Genomic DNA, 12,891 nt, shown 5'->3' with positions numbered 1-12,891 from the left:
TGCCAAGCGGCACCGCCCTGCGCTGACCGAGACCGAGCCTGTGCAGACGCTCAACCCAATCAGTTCCCGCGAGAATCCTATCGTCAAGCGCTTTCGGCGTTTGGGCGAATCGTCGCGAGCGCGTCGGGAAGAACGGCTGGCGTTGATTGATGGCGCGCATCTGATCGCGGCCGCGATGGATGCAGGCTGGCGATTTGGCGACATTCTGGTTGCAGAATCTGCTCGCCATTCCGACGAGGTTCTGCGCTTGTTGGCGCGTTCAACGGGCGTGTCGAGCTACCTGCTACCCGACGCATTGTTCCGCCAGTTGAGCCCGGTGGAGACACCGTCCGGTATGCTCGCGAGTGTTGATTGGCAAGAACCTGAGACGCCTCCGGACCCGACTACGGACTGGCTGGTGCTCGACGGCGTGCAAGATGCTGGAAACGTCGGGACCATGATGCGCACGGCGGCTGCGACGGGCGTGAAGGAAGTCATTCTCGGGCCGGGGTGCGCGCAAGCGTGGGGACCTAAGGTGCTGCGGGCAGCAATGGGGGCGCACTTCGTTGTCCGGATCCATAGCGTGGACGACCTGCCCCCGCTGTTGCGGGCCTATCCGGGCCGCGTTGCCGCCACGCGATTGGACGGTGCCCAGTCCTTGTTTGAAACGGATTTGCGCACGCCTACGGCCTGGCTATTTGGAGCCGAAGGGCAGGGGCTCTCTGCGCCTGTGGCAGCGACGGCGCGGCAGGGTATCTTGATCCCGATGGCGCCGGGCATTGAATCACTCAACGTGGCCGCCGCTGCGGCGGTTTGCTTGTTCGAGCAGCGCCGGCAGCGCTTGCTCCCCGCTCAGTAGCCGTTCTTGTCGATGCGGATATCCTGGATGATCTTCGCAGAGATCTCTTCAATCGAGCGCGCCGTCGAATCAATGAAGGGAATCTGCTCCCTGCGCATCAGCCGCATCGCCGCCTCGATCTCGAACTTGCAGTTGTCAGCTGACGCATAAACGCTGTTCGGCCGCCGCTCTTGCCGGATCTGAGACAAACGCTCCGGCGTGATCGTCAGGCCAAAGAGCTTGGTGCGGTGCTTCGACAGTTCTTGCGGCAGGCGGTTGCGTTCAAAGTCTTCGGGAATCAGCGGATAGTTCGCGGCTTTCACGCCGAACTGCATCGCCAGGTAGAGGCTGGTTGGCGTCTTTCCCGAACGCGACACGCCCACCAGGATCACGTCCGCGTCCTCCAGATTCTCGTGAGAGACACCGTCGTCGTGCGACAGCGTGAAATTGATTGCGTCGATCCGTTGCGTGTAGCTGCGTGAATCGGCGCCGCCGTGAAAACGCCCGATGGTGTGGGCGGACTTCATTCCCAGTTCCATCTCAAGTGGTTCGATGAAGGTCAGGAAGAGATCGACGAACTGTGCCTCGGCTTGGCGCAGCGTATCGGCGGTGACCTGGTTGACGAGTGTCGAGAAGACGATCGGCTTTACCCCGTCTCGCCGCGCTGCATCATTGATGCGGAAGATTGCGTCCTTGGCTTTGTCGTCGGAGTCGATGAAGGGCATACGGACGTGGCGAAAGCGCATTTCCGGAAACTGGGAGAGCAGGCTGTGCCCAAGGGTTTCCGACGTGATCCCGGTGCCATCTGAGATGAAGAAAACGGTGCGAGTAGGGCGCTGTTGAATGGACACGGCAAGCTCCGGGATCAGGGAAAACGTCGATGCGGTGCAGCAAGATTGCTGTCTAGAATGGGATTTTCCCTGCAACACCCATAACTGACAACGAAAGGGCCGCACAATGACCCGCTACGTCATACCGTTCGAATCGCTGCGCATGACGGACGTCCACGAGGTTGGGGGCAAAAATGCCTCGTTGGGCGAAATGATCAGCCAGCTTGCTGCCTCGCACGTTCGCGTTCCGGGCGGCTTTGCCACCACGGCGGCGGCTTACCGCGAGTTTCTCGCACATAACGGCCTCGCGGCGCGTATCAACGCACTGCTTGATGGTCTTGACGTCGACGATGTCGATGCTCTGGTGAGCGCGGGGGCGCAGATCCGGGGCTGGATCGTCGACACACCGTTTCCGGCAATGCTGGAAAGTGAAATCAAGACGCACTACGAACGCCTCGCGAGTGAAGGGGAGGGGTCGTTCGCAGTGCGTTCTTCCGCTACCGCTGAGGATCTGCCGGACGCATCGTTTGCTGGCCAGCAGGAGTCCTTCCTGAATGTTCACGGCTACGAGAACATCCTCCATGCGATCAAGGAGGTGTTCGCGTCGCTATACAACGACCGGGCGATTGCCTATCGGGTGCACAAGGGATTCGTGCATGCAGACGTAGCGTTGTCTGCCGGCGTGCAGCGCATGGTGCGTTCGGATCTCGGTGCCTCGGGCGTTATGTTCACGCTGGATACCGAGTCGGGATTCAAGGATGCCGTATTCATCACCGCAGCCTACGGCCTGGGTGAAACCGTCGTACAGGGGGCGGTCAACCCGGACGAGTTTTACGTCCACAAGCCGATGCTCGAAGCGGGCAAACCGGCGATCGTGCGCCGCAACCTCGGGTCAAAGCTGATCAAGATGGTGTTCACCGAATCCCGCGCGGCGGGCCGCTCAACGCGTACCGAAGACGTGGCCGAACAGGATCGGAATCGCTTTTCCATCACCGATGCAGATGTGCTCGAACTGGCCCGCTATGCGGCGATCATCGAAAAGCACTATGAACGCCCGATGGACATCGAGTGGGGCAAGGACGGCGTCGACGGCAAGCTCTATATCCTGCAGGCTCGCCCCGAGACAGTGAAGTCGCAGACCTCCGGCCATGTGATGGAAAAGTACCGAATCAAGCAGCACGGCAAGGTCGTGTGCACTGGCCGCGCGATCGGTCAGAAGATCGGGGCCGGCGTTGTGCGCATCGTTTCCGATGCGTCGCAGATGAACCGCGTTCAGGCGGGCGACATCCTGGTCACGGATATGACCGACCCGAATTGGGAACCGGTCATGAAACGCGCCTCGGCGATCGTCACGAATCGTGGCGGTCGCACCTGCCACGCCGCAATCATCGCGCGGGAGTTGGGCATCCCGGCAATCGTCGGGTGCGGTGATGCCACCGAAGTGCTCACCGAAGGGGACTCCGCTACGGTGTCGTGCGCCGAAGGCGACACGGGTTATGTGTACCGCGGCCGCCTTGAGTTCGAAGTGGTTACGCGGGATACCGGCCATCTGCCGGAGATCCCCGTCAAGATCATGATGAACGTCGGCAATCCTGAGCTTGCGTTCGAATTCGCACAGATTCCCAATGCAGGCGTGGGTCTTGCGCGGCTGGAGTTCGTCATCAACAACATGATCGGTATCCACCCGAAGGCGGTGCTGGATGTGGCGCAGGTGCCTGCGAGCCTACGCGACGAGATTCTCCGGCGTGCCCGTGGTTACGCCACGCCACGCCAGTTCTTCATCGAAAAGCTGGTCGAGGGTGTCGCCACGATCGCTGCGGCGTTCTGGCCGAAGCCCGTGATCGTGCGACTGTCCGATTTCAAGTCGAATGAGTATCGCAAGCTTCTCGGTGGCGATATCTACGAGCCGGAAGAGGAAAATCCGATGCTGGGTTTCCGTGGGGCCTCGCGCTACATCGCGAATTCGTACCGCGAATGCTTCGAACTCGAATGCATCGCCATGCGGCGCGTACGCGACGAGTTGGGGCTAACCAACGTGCAGTTGATGGTGCCGTTCGTACGCACCGTGGCTGAGGCGAAGGGGGTGGTGGATCTGCTCGCCGAGAACGGGCTGCGCCGTGGGGCTAACGATCTCAAGCTCGTCATGATGTGCGAGATCCCATCGAACGCCTTGCTGGCTGAGGAGTTCCTCGCGCATTTCGATGGTTTCTCGATCGGGTCGAACGATCTGACCCAGCTTACGCTCGGGCTGGATCGCGATTCGGGACTCGTGGCGCATGCCTTTGACGAACGCGATGCGGCGGTCAAAGCACTGCTCAAGATGGCGATCAACACGGCCAACCGACTCGGCAAATACGTTGGGATCTGCGGGCAGGGGCCGTCAGACCATTCGGATTTCGCCGAATGGCTGATGGACGAAGGCATTCAGTCGATCTCGCTGAACCCCGATACGGTGCTCGATACCTGGTTGCAGCTTGCTGAGCACCGCAAGCACTGACTGACCTTGCGCCAACAAAAGACGGCGGGGATACCCGCCGTTTTCTTTATGCGCGCTTGTCGCGAACAAGGCGTTGTTTTTCGCGCTCCCAGTCGCGCTCCTTCTCCGACTCGCGCTTGTCGAACATCTTCTTGCCTTTGCCGAGGCCGATCGCCATCTTGATACGACCCTTCGTGAAGTGAAGGTCCAGCGGCACCAGCGCATAGCCGGCGCGCTCGGTCTTGCCGATCAGGCGCGAAATCTCGGCTTCGTGCAGCAGCAGCTTTCGCGTGCGCACTGGATCCGGCTTGATATGGGTGGACGCCGACTGCAGCGGGCTGATGTGCATCCCGATCACGAAGATCTCGGCGTCACGCACGATCACGTACGCTTCCTTGATTTGCACGCGTCCAGCACGAATCGCTTTCACCTCCCAACCCTCAAGCGCCATGCCGGCCTCGAAGCGTTCTTCGATGAAGTAGTCGTGTGTGGCCTTGCGGTTGTCGATGATGCTCATGTGCGTGCAGGATGCCCGTTACGGTGTGACCCGTTAAAATGAAGGATTCTACCAATACGGCAATCGCGTCGCCCTGCTCATGGCGGAAGTCCGCAAACTTGTCCTTCTTGAATTCACGCCAGCCCAGATGTTCGAACTGGTTGACGGCGTTGAAGACTATCCGCTCTTTCTGCCGTGGTGTGGGGGGGCAGAGGTGCTCGGACGTACCGATGAGCAAACCTCCGCGCGCTTGCACGTGAATTACCACGGTATCAAGACTAATTTCGCGACCGAGAACGCGAAGGACTTTCCGCGCCGCATGGATATCCGCCTGGTGGAGGGGCCGTTCCATCACCTCGAAGGAGATTGGGTGTTCACGCCGTTGGGGGACAGCGCCTGCAAGGTCGAATTCCGGTTGATCTACGAGTTCTCGAACAAGCTGATCGAAAAGGCGGTGGGGCCTGTGTTCCACCATATTGCGAACACCTTTGTCGACGCGTTCGTCAAGCGTGCAGAACAGATTTTGAAGAAGGCTGGCAGTGACTGACTCGATTCATGTTGAAGTGCTCTACGCCCACCAACACAAGGCGGACCTTGTGCGAGTGAATCTGCCCCAGGGAAGCACGTTGCAGCAGGCGATTGACGCGTCCGGATTGCTTCAGAAGCATCCCGAAATCGATCTTGCTGTGAACAAGGTGGGGGTGTTCGGCAAGCTCTGCAAGGTCGATACCGTGCTGCGCGAGCGCGACCGCGTGGAGATATACCGCCCTCTGATTGCGGATCCGAAAGAGGTCCGGCGCAAGCGTGCCGAGGACGGCAAGGTGATGAAGAAGGGTGGCGGCGAGGCCTGAACAAAATCGGGGCCTGACGGCCCCGATTTTTTGCCGCTATTGCACGGGGTTAGCGGCAGTCCTTATCCTGCCGTGACTTCATCTTCGAGAGCTCGGACGCGATTTGGTCGTCGCTCAGGAATACGCGCTCGCCGCCCTCCTGGGTTGCGATGCGACCACCCTGCTCAAACAGCGCGATGCGGTTGCGCAGGTTGTTGCACGCCTCGTCCTTGCTGGCCTTGCGAGCGGCCTGTTCGGCATTCTTCTTGTCAGCGTCACCTTGTTTGGCTTGGCGTTCCTTGAAGTCGCGCTCCGCCTTGGACAGGTCCGCTGAAGGGCTACCGGCAGCATTCGGCGCCTCAGAGCGGATGAGCTTTGCATCCACATCGGCCGGCGGTTTATCCGAGTAGTGCACCTGGCCGTTCTTGTCCTTCCATGTGTAGACCTCGCTTGCAAACACGTTGCCTTGAGCGATGAGGGTCAGAAACAGCGCGATAGTCAGGTGCTTCATGCAAGAGCTCCGGGAAACCGTTGATTTGCCGGCAAATACGGCATCCCGGTATAATACGTATTTGCCCGAAAGGATGACAGCCATGCGACTCGTCAGGAAAGCGCTGACGTTCGACGACGTCCTTCTCGTCCCCGCACACTCCACGGTTCTGCCCCGCGACGTCAGCCTTGCAACGCAGCTGACCCGCAACATCCGCCTGAACATCCCGCTCGTGTCCGCTGCCATGGATACGGTGACCGAAGCACGCCTCGCGATTGCCCTCGCACAGGAAGGTGGCATCGGTATTGTTCACAAGAACCTGAGCCCGCGCGATCAGGCCCGAGAAGTAGCCAAGGTCAAGCGTTTTGAGTCCGGCGTACTCAAGGATCCGATTACCGTTCCGCCAACGATGAGCGTGCGCGAGGTGATCGCCGTCACTCGCCAGCACCGCATCTCCGGGTTGCCGGTGGTCGAAGGCAAACACGTGGTCGGTATCGTGACCAACCGCGATCTGCGTTTCGAGATGCAGTACGACCAGCCCGTGTCGGCGATCATGACGCCGCGCGAGCGCTTGGTTTCGGTCAAGGAGGGCGCGTCGGTTGAAGAGGCGAAGGCGCTGATGCACAAGCATCGCCTTGAGCGGGTGCTGGTGCTGAACGACGCTGGTGAGCTTTGCGGCCTGATGACCGTGAAGGACATCTTGAAGTCGACCGAGCATCCGCTCGCCGCCAAGGACAACTTTGGCCGCTTGTTGGTGGGTGCTGCCATCGGCGTTGGCGCTGGCACTGAGGAGCGCGCAGAGTTGCTGGTGGAGGCTGGCGTCGACGTGGTCATCGTCGATACGGCGCACGGCCACTCGCAGGGCGTTCTCGAACGCGTCAACTGGGTCAAGAAGAACTTCCCGAACGTGCAGGTGATCGGCGGCAACATCGCCACTGGCGATGCGGCGCGCGCGCTGGTTGATAACGGCGCGGACGGCGTGAAGGTCGGTATCGGCCCGGGCTCGATCTGCACGACGCGGATCGTCGCTGGCGTGGGTGTTCCGCAGATCACGGCGGTTGATAACGTATCCAGCGCGTTGGCAGGCACGGGCGTGCCGCTGATCGCCGACGGCGGTATCCGCTTCTCGGGCGATATTTCCAAGGCAATTGCAGCGGGTGCTTCGTGCGTCATGCTCGGTGGCCTGTTCGCAGGTACCGAAGAGGCGCCGGGCGAGACGGTGCTTTACCAAGGGCGTTCGTACAAGAGCTACCGTGGCATGGGCTCCCTGGGCGCGATGCAGCAGGGTTCCAGCGATCGTTACTTCCAGGACAACGAAGGCAACGCCGACAAGCTGGTGCCGGAAGGCATCGAGGGTCGGGTTCCGTACAAGGGTGCCGTGACCGCGGTGATCCACCAGCTGATGGGCGGTTTGCGTTCGTCGATGGGCTATGTGGGCTGCGCCTCGATTGCCGACATGCATCAACGTGCTGAGTTTGTCGAAATCACGTCGGCGGGCATGCGCGAATCGCATGTTCACGATGTGCAGATTACGAAAGAAGCGCCGAATTACCATATCGACTGAGTTCGGTCGATGAAGTGTACGCGCGAGGGGTAAGGCGAGAGCCTTGCCCCTTGCGCATTCAAGTGCAGTACCCAACTCCGAAGCCCGCCATGCACGACAAGATCCTGATTCTCGATTTCGGCTCCCAGGTCACACAACTCATCGCACGGCGCGTGCGTGAGGCGAACGTCTATTGCGAAATCCACCCCTGCGATGTTTCCGATGACTTCGTCCGTGGCTTTGGCGCCAAGGGCGTAATCTTGTCCGGCAGCCATATGTCCGCTTACGAAGAGGCCAACGACAAGGCGCCGTCAGCGGTGTTCGAACTCGGCGTGCCCGTCTTCGGCATTTGCTACGGCATGCAGACGATGGCCCAACAACTGGGTGGCAAGGTGGAGCCGGGTACGGTTCGCGAATTCGGTTACGCCGAGGTCCGCGCACACGGCCATACCAAGCTGCTCGACGGTATCGAAGATTTCCGTACGGTCGAAGGCCACGGCATGCTCAAGGTGTGGATGAGTCATGGCGACAAGGTCACCGAGTTGCCGCCGGGCTTCAAGCTGATGGCCTCGACCGCATCGTGTCCGGTTGCGGCGATGGCCGACGAGGACCGCCGCTTCTACGCCGTCCAATTCCATCCTGAGGTGACGCATACGCTGCAGGGTGCCGAGATCATCAACCGCTTCGTGCGCGATATCTGTGGCGCGAAGGCGGACTGGATCATGAGTGACTACATCGCCGAAGCGGTCGAGAAGATCCGCGCGCAGGTGGGCGACGAAGAAGTGATCCTCGGCCTCTCGGGCGGCGTCGATTCCTCCGTTGCTGCGGCGCTGCTGCATCGTGCGATCGGCGATCAGCTGACTTGCGTGTTCGTTGACCATGGCCTGCTGCGGCTCAATGAAGCCGAGATGGTGATGGATATGTTCGCGCGCAACATGGGTGTGAAGGTGATCCATGTGGACGCGACGGCGCAGTTCATGGGCAAGCTGGCTGGTGTGACCGACCCCGAAGCCAAGCGGAAGATCATCGGCAAGGAATTTGTTGAAGTCTTCCAGAGCGAATCTGCAAAGCTTTCGAACGCCAAGTGGCTCGCGCAGGGTACGATCTACCCGGACGTCGTGGAGTCTGGTGGCGCGAAGTCGAAGAAGGCCACCACGATCAAGAGCCACCACAACGTGGGTGGGCTGCCGGATACGCTGCACCTCAAGTTGCTCGAACCGCTGCGCGAGTTGTTCAAGGACGAAGTCCGCGCACTCGGCATCGCGCTGGGTCTGCCGCACAACATGGTCTATCGCCACCCGTTCCCGGGGCCAGGCCTCGGCGTCCGAATCCTTGGCGAAGTGAAGAAGGAATACGCCGATCTACTGCGTTGTGCGGACGCGATCTTCATTGAAGAGCTGCACAAGACGGTCGATGAGAACTCCGGTAAGACTTGGTATGAACTCACCAGCCAAGCCTTTGCGGTCTTCCTGCCGGTCAAGAGCGTCGGCGTAATGGGTGACGGACGGACTTACGATTACGTTGTCGCGCTGCGCGCGGTTCAGACGCACGACTTCATGACGGCCCATTGGGCGCATCTGCCGTATGACTTGCTGGGTCGCGTTTCGAACCGCGTGATCAACGAAGTGCGTGGCATCAATCGCGTCGTCTACGACGTTTCCGGCAAGCCGCCGGCGACGATCGAGTGGGAATAACTGCGTTTCCGCGCGCGCGGCGCCAATGAGGAAAAACAGGGGTGCAGGGGCCGGCCAGCTGGCGCTGGCGGGCTTTGAAGCACCTTCCGAGCGGGTGCCGCGCGACGACTTGTTCTTCGCACTTCAGCCATCATCGGATGTCATCCCGGCGATCATGGAGGCTGCGCAGCTACTCCATAGCGAGTATCGACTCTCAGGCCGGATGCAGCGGGTTGATCGGCTACACGTTTCGCTGTGGGGTGTAAGGATCCCGGCGGATCAATCCGAGGTGCTCGCCAACACCGCGACGCGTGTTGCTGCTCAGATCCGCCGAAGTGCTGTTGCCCTTAGCCTTGAACGCGCATTGAGTTTCGCCGGGCGCAAACCACCCGGCGACGCTGTGCCCGTCGTATTGAGGGGCGAAGGCGGTAATACCGGCGCTACGAACCTGGGCACCGAGCTCGCGGCAGCAATGCGGGTCCCCGGTGGTGCTGTTGCCACGCCCCACCTGACGCTTGCGTACGACGCGCAGGTCGTACCTGAGCGCGCTATTGAGCCGATCTGCTGGACCGCGCACGAGTTTGTATTGATCCGCAATCGGATAGGCTCCGGGCGCCCCTACGAAATTCTCGGTCGCTGGCCGCTCTGCGGCTGACGACTGGCTCTGGGAGACTTCGATGGCCATTCCCGGCTTCTTGCTGCGCCTGCTGCCTGGCGCGCTGCTGCGCTTCGCTGAACGGCTGCGCTTCCCGCAGCTCTTTCTTTTGACGCTAGCGCTGTTCGTTTTTGATCTGCTGATCCCGGACTTCATTCCTTTCGTCGATGAGTTGCTGCTGGCGCTCGGAACGCTGCTGCTCGGGTCCATACGCAAGCGGCGGGAACCGGACGCACCGACAACAGAACGATGAATCAAGACGCTTTGTTTGACGCCGCGGATGAATCCTTCATGCGCGAGGCGCTCGCGCTTGCGCGACAGGCAGCGGACGCGGGTGAAGTGCCGGTTGGTGCCCTGGTCGTGCTGGACGGGCGCGTCGTCGGCCGCGGCTTCAATCAGCCCATCCTCGCCAACGATCCGACCGCGCACGCTGAGGTGATGGCGCTGCGCGACGCCGGGCAGGTGCTTCAGAACTACCGCATGCCGGGCACGACGCTGTATGTGACCCTGGAACCGTGCGTGATGTGCACCGGTGCGATCTTTCACGCGCGCGTTGAACGCATCGTATTTGGTGCAACAGATCCGAAGACCGGCGTGGCTGGAAGCGTGATGGATCTTTATGCTCAGACGCAGCTGAACCACCATGCCGGCATTCGCGGTGGCTTGCTGGCCAGCGAATGCGGTGCGATGCTTTCCGCCTTCTTCGCGGCGCGGCGCAAACGCCGCGATACCAACTGAGGCTCCGCCTGCTATGGCCTGTTTCGGTTTTTTTGCGCCCTCGGGCTTCAGTCGTGATACGCAGGCCGTTGAGCGCGCGGCCGAGCGCTTGCGCGGCCTTGGCCACACCGTCGTGCTCGACGAGTCGCTACTGTGCTGTGACACCCGCTTTGCGGGCGACGACGACACTCGGTTGGCGGCGATAGAACGCATCGCGGCAGACTCTCGGGTCGACGTCGCTGTTGCGCTACGCGGCGGCTATGGGCTCACCCGCTTGCTCGATCGCATCGATTTCGCGCGCTTGGCGGGCAGCGGCAAGGTGTGGGTCGGACACAGTGACTTCACGGCACTTCAATGCGGTCTGTTGTGTGCTGGTGGCGTTAGCCTGCACGGGCCGATGGTGGTATCCGATTTTGGGGCGGAATCAGTGAGTGATTTCACCCTTGAACACTTTGGTCGGATGCTCGAGACCGGACACGACGGGCTGCGGATCGACGTGGCACAGGGGTGGTGTGGTGCGCTTGAGGGCCCCCTTTGGGGCGGCAACCTGAGCATGCTGGCGCATCTGGTCGGCACGCCGTGGATGCCCGTGGTTGATGGTGGCTTCCTCTACCTTGAAGACGTGGCCGAGCCGCCGTTCCGGATCGAACGCATGCTGCATCAACTCCATTTTGCCGGTGTACTCGACCGTCAGCGTGCGCTGCTGCTTGGCGACTTCGGCGGCTACCGTCCCGGCGCTACCGATAATGGCTTTGATTTCGATGCGATGGTGCGTTACCTGCGTGAGCGATTCGATGTGCCGATATTGACCGGCCTGCCTTTCGGCCATGTCGCGGACAAGTTGTCGCTGCCGTTTGGTGGGATCGCGGCGCTGGAAAGTGATGAGGGCGGTTGGTCCCTCGATTACCGGCTTGAAGGAGTAACGAAGTCATGAACGAGCGGGCCTTTGCGGTACGCCGCGCAGATTGGTCCAGCGAGCAACACTTGCTGAGGGCCGTTCGCACGACGGTCTTCGTTGAGGAGCAGCACGTGCCCGCCGAAATTGAGTGGGATGAGATGGATCCACTCTGTGTGCATGCACTGGCGTTTGATAGGGCGGGAGCCCCAATCGGCACTGCGCGGCTTCTTCCGGACGGCCATATCGGCCGCGTCGCGGTGCTCGCGCAGTGGCGTGGCGGCGGTGTCGGACTGGCCCTAATGCACTGGATGATCGACGCGGCCCGCGAGGCCGGGCATGCGCATGTTGCGCTGAACTCGCAGCAGAGCGCAGCGGGTTTCTATGAGCGGCTCGGATTTCAGATCGATGGCGATGGATTCTGGGAGGCGGGGATTCCTCACGTCCCGATGAGCTTGGCGCTGGCCGCGCGCTAGATCAGCACGCGCTCGATCAATTGAGGCTCCCCGGCATGCGGTAATGCCACGACGGACTGGCTTCGGGTACCGTATCCGGGCGCGGCAATCCGGATAGCCGACAGCCAACGCTCCCAGTCCAGCGGTACGCCAGTGTTCGGCAGCGAGTCGTCGGGTGCGAGACGGTCGTCCGAAAGCAGCGTGAACAGGTCCTCGGGATCGGCGCGTCGCTCGACCGCTTCGGCGAGTGCGTTTGAGCCTCGGATCACTTTGGGCCAGGGTGTGTCGAGGCTGGCATTGGATAGCGCGTGGATGCCGGGCGCGACGCGCTCCGCGCGCGCCTGCTCACTGTTGAAGTGCCAAAGCGTTTCGCGGTCACCCACGAGCAGATTGAAGCCATTGTATTGGTGGGCAGTGCGCTCGATATCAAGCAGGAAAGCGTCGATGCACCGCGCCCGTAAGGCGGCTGTGACGATCTCGCCTCGGCTGCGCGCATCGCTTCGCTGCCGCGAAGGCGCACGGATGTTCGTCAGCGCGGCGAAGCGGCAGTTTCGTGTGACGCCCATCCAGGTTCCGCCAGCGCGCAAATCCCTGCCAGCGTAGATCCGAGGTTCATCGGGCCACCAATGCGCGGCCTGTGTCGGGCGATCATGAAACTCGTCGCGGTTTGCTGCGACCAGAAGCGGAAAGTCGGGGTGCGTTTGCCAGGCCAGGAGAATCAGGCACACGTTGGTGCTTCCAGTGGCACGAAGTGCTCCACATGCATTGCACCGCCGACGATGAATTCAGCAAGGCCACTGTTCGCGACAGCGTGCTCGCGTGCTGCAAGGAGCACGGAGGCTGAGGTCACGTCTTCGTAGACCTCCATCCAGGTATCGGGATCGTCGGCACGGCGCATCAGACGGGCATGACGCGCATGCGGGGCGAGCGAGGCGAGCAGTGCGTGCGCCAGCACCGACGCCGTGTCGTCGGCGCCAGGCTGGATCCGGTAGTAGATGTAGAGGTGGCTCACAG

At 61.3% G+C, this 12,891-nt stretch carries 16 protein-coding genes; 10 read left to right on the top strand and 6 right to left on the bottom strand.

What is annotated here, in order from left to right; all coding sequences use genetic code 11:
• Window positions 1-40 precede the first annotated feature (40 nt).
• On the top strand, window positions 41-838 hold the full coding sequence (locus JY500_RS11350) for a TrmH family RNA methyltransferase (protein ID WP_206252408.1): 798 nt from the start codon (window positions 41-43) through the stop codon (window positions 836-838).
• On the opposite strand, the gene ppsR is transcribed toward JY500_RS11350, so the two are convergent.
• Complete coding sequence (ppsR, locus tag JY500_RS11345) at window positions 832-1,662, bottom strand: posphoenolpyruvate synthetase regulatory kinase/phosphorylase PpsR (RefSeq protein ID WP_172203137.1); 831 nt, start codon at window positions 1,660-1,662, stop codon at window positions 832-834. The genes JY500_RS11350 and ppsR overlap by 7 nt on opposite strands.
• A gap of 112 nt (window positions 1,663-1,774) precedes the next feature.
• Between ppsR and ppsA the strand changes: the two genes are divergently transcribed.
• Window positions 1,775-4,144, top strand: coding sequence for a phosphoenolpyruvate synthase (gene ppsA / locus JY500_RS11340; protein ID WP_206252406.1), 2,370 nt, complete (start codon window positions 1,775-1,777; stop codon window positions 4,142-4,144).
• A gap of 46 nt (window positions 4,145-4,190) precedes the next feature.
• Here ppsA and smpB read toward each other — a convergent pair whose 3' ends face one another.
• The gene (gene smpB, locus JY500_RS11335; protein ID WP_172202695.1) at window positions 4,191-4,640 is read right to left on the bottom strand and encodes an SsrA-binding protein SmpB; all 450 of its coding nucleotides are present in this window, start codon (window positions 4,638-4,640) and stop codon (window positions 4,191-4,193) included.
• Between the two features lie 79 nt (window positions 4,641-4,719).
• On the opposite strand from smpB, the gene JY500_RS11330 reads away from it, so the two are divergent.
• Both JY500_RS11330 and JY500_RS11325 read left to right on the top strand, forming a co-directional pair.
• On the top strand, window positions 4,720-5,166 hold the full coding sequence (locus JY500_RS11330; RefSeq protein WP_172202694.1) for a type II toxin-antitoxin system RatA family toxin: 447 nt from the start codon (window positions 4,720-4,722) through the stop codon (window positions 5,164-5,166).
• Window positions 5,159-5,470 carry an RnfH family protein gene (locus JY500_RS11325; RefSeq protein ID WP_172202693.1) on the top strand — a complete coding sequence of 104 codons (312 nt, stop codon included), beginning with the start codon at window positions 5,159-5,161 and terminating at the stop codon, window positions 5,468-5,470. The genes JY500_RS11330 and JY500_RS11325 overlap by 8 nt, the downstream gene beginning before the upstream one ends.
• Before the next feature lie 49 nt (window positions 5,471-5,519).
• On the opposite strand, the gene JY500_RS11320 is transcribed toward JY500_RS11325, so the two are convergent.
• Window positions 5,520-5,960 (bottom strand): DUF4124 domain-containing protein, encoded by a 441-nt coding sequence (locus JY500_RS11320; protein WP_206252404.1) that lies wholly within the window; start codon window positions 5,958-5,960, stop codon window positions 5,520-5,522.
• 82 nt (window positions 5,961-6,042) lie between these two features.
• Between JY500_RS11320 and guaB the strand changes: the two genes are divergently transcribed.
• Window positions 6,043-7,503 carry an IMP dehydrogenase gene (gene guaB, locus JY500_RS11315; protein ID WP_172202691.1) on the top strand — a complete coding sequence of 487 codons (1,461 nt, stop codon included), beginning with the start codon at window positions 6,043-6,045 and terminating at the stop codon, window positions 7,501-7,503.
• A gap of 89 nt (window positions 7,504-7,592) precedes the next feature.
• Complete coding sequence (gene guaA, locus JY500_RS11310) at window positions 7,593-9,176, top strand: glutamine-hydrolyzing GMP synthase (protein ID WP_206252403.1); 1,584 nt, start codon at window positions 7,593-7,595, stop codon at window positions 9,174-9,176.
• 220 nt (window positions 9,177-9,396) lie between these two features.
• Here guaA and JY500_RS11305 read toward each other — a convergent pair whose 3' ends face one another.
• Complete coding sequence (locus JY500_RS11305; RefSeq protein WP_206252401.1) at window positions 9,397-9,840, bottom strand: hypothetical protein; 444 nt, start codon at window positions 9,838-9,840, stop codon at window positions 9,397-9,399.
• On the opposite strand from JY500_RS11305, the gene JY500_RS11300 reads away from it, so the two are divergent.
• From JY500_RS11300 to JY500_RS11285, 4 genes are read left to right on the top strand one after another with little or no spacing between them, the layout of a single operon-like run.
• Window positions 9,833-10,063 (top strand): DUF6116 family protein, encoded by a 231-nt coding sequence (locus JY500_RS11300; RefSeq protein WP_206252400.1) that lies wholly within the window; start codon window positions 9,833-9,835, stop codon window positions 10,061-10,063. The genes JY500_RS11305 and JY500_RS11300 overlap by 8 nt on opposite strands.
• On the top strand, window positions 10,060-10,548 hold the full coding sequence (gene tadA, locus JY500_RS11295) for a tRNA adenosine(34) deaminase TadA (RefSeq protein WP_246479592.1): 489 nt from the start codon (window positions 10,060-10,062) through the stop codon (window positions 10,546-10,548). Before JY500_RS11300 ends, tadA begins: the two co-directional genes overlap by 4 nt.
• Window positions 10,549-10,561: 13 nt before the next feature.
• Complete coding sequence (locus tag JY500_RS11290; protein WP_206252398.1) at window positions 10,562-11,461, top strand: LD-carboxypeptidase; 900 nt, start codon at window positions 10,562-10,564, stop codon at window positions 11,459-11,461.
• Entirely contained in the window at window positions 11,458-11,898 is a 441-nt protein-coding gene (locus JY500_RS11285) for a GNAT family N-acetyltransferase (protein WP_206252392.1), read from the top strand. The genes JY500_RS11290 and JY500_RS11285 overlap by 4 nt, the downstream gene beginning before the upstream one ends.
• Here the strand turns inward: JY500_RS11285 and JY500_RS11280 are convergent.
• Window positions 11,895-12,605: an NRDE family protein gene (locus JY500_RS11280; protein ID WP_206252391.1), complete on the bottom strand. Its 711-nt coding sequence runs from the start codon at window positions 12,603-12,605 to the stop codon at window positions 11,895-11,897. The genes JY500_RS11285 and JY500_RS11280 overlap by 4 nt on opposite strands.
• Complete coding sequence (locus JY500_RS11275; RefSeq protein WP_206252389.1) at window positions 12,596-12,889, bottom strand: DUF4936 family protein; 294 nt, start codon at window positions 12,887-12,889, stop codon at window positions 12,596-12,598. The genes JY500_RS11280 and JY500_RS11275 overlap by 10 nt, the downstream gene beginning before the upstream one ends.
• Between the last annotated feature and the right edge of the window lie 2 nt (window positions 12,890-12,891).

This window comes from Niveibacterium microcysteis, from assembly GCF_017161445.1.
Taxonomy (GTDB): Bacteria; Pseudomonadota; Gammaproteobacteria; order Burkholderiales; family Rhodocyclaceae; genus Niveibacterium; species Niveibacterium microcysteis.
Note: the sequence above shows the minus strand (reverse complement) of the source record. Positions and strands in the feature narration are given on the sequence as shown.

Excerpts from the sequence above, each read along its gene's own strand:
- guaB (WP_172202691.1), top strand. The coding sequence starts at position 6,043 with ATGCGACTCGTCAGGAAAGCGCTGACGTTCGACGACGTCCTTCTCGTC.
- JY500_RS11300 (WP_206252400.1), top strand. The coding sequence starts at position 9,833 with ATGGCCATTCCCGGCTTCTTGCTGCGCCTGCTGCCTGGCGCGCTGCTG.
- guaA (WP_206252403.1), top strand. The coding sequence starts at position 7,593 with ATGCACGACAAGATCCTGATTCTCGATTTCGGCTCCCAGGTCACACAA.
- tadA (WP_246479592.1), top strand. The coding sequence starts at position 10,060 with ATGAATCAAGACGCTTTGTTTGACGCCGCGGATGAATCCTTCATGCGC.
- smpB (WP_172202695.1), bottom strand. The coding sequence starts at position 4,640 with ATGAGCATCATCGACAACCGCAAGGCCACACACGACTACTTCATCGAA.
- JY500_RS11330 (WP_172202694.1), top strand. The coding sequence starts at position 4,720 with ATGGCGGAAGTCCGCAAACTTGTCCTTCTTGAATTCACGCCAGCCCAG.
- ppsA (WP_206252406.1), top strand. The coding sequence starts at position 1,775 with ATGACCCGCTACGTCATACCGTTCGAATCGCTGCGCATGACGGACGTC.
- JY500_RS11305 (WP_206252401.1), bottom strand. The coding sequence starts at position 9,840 with ATGGCCATCGAAGTCTCCCAGAGCCAGTCGTCAGCCGCAGAGCGGCCA.
- JY500_RS11290 (WP_206252398.1), top strand. The coding sequence starts at position 10,562 with ATGGCCTGTTTCGGTTTTTTTGCGCCCTCGGGCTTCAGTCGTGATACG.
- JY500_RS11285 (WP_206252392.1), top strand. The coding sequence starts at position 11,458 with ATGAACGAGCGGGCCTTTGCGGTACGCCGCGCAGATTGGTCCAGCGAG.
- JY500_RS11320 (WP_206252404.1), bottom strand. The coding sequence starts at position 5,960 with ATGAAGCACCTGACTATCGCGCTGTTTCTGACCCTCATCGCTCAAGGC.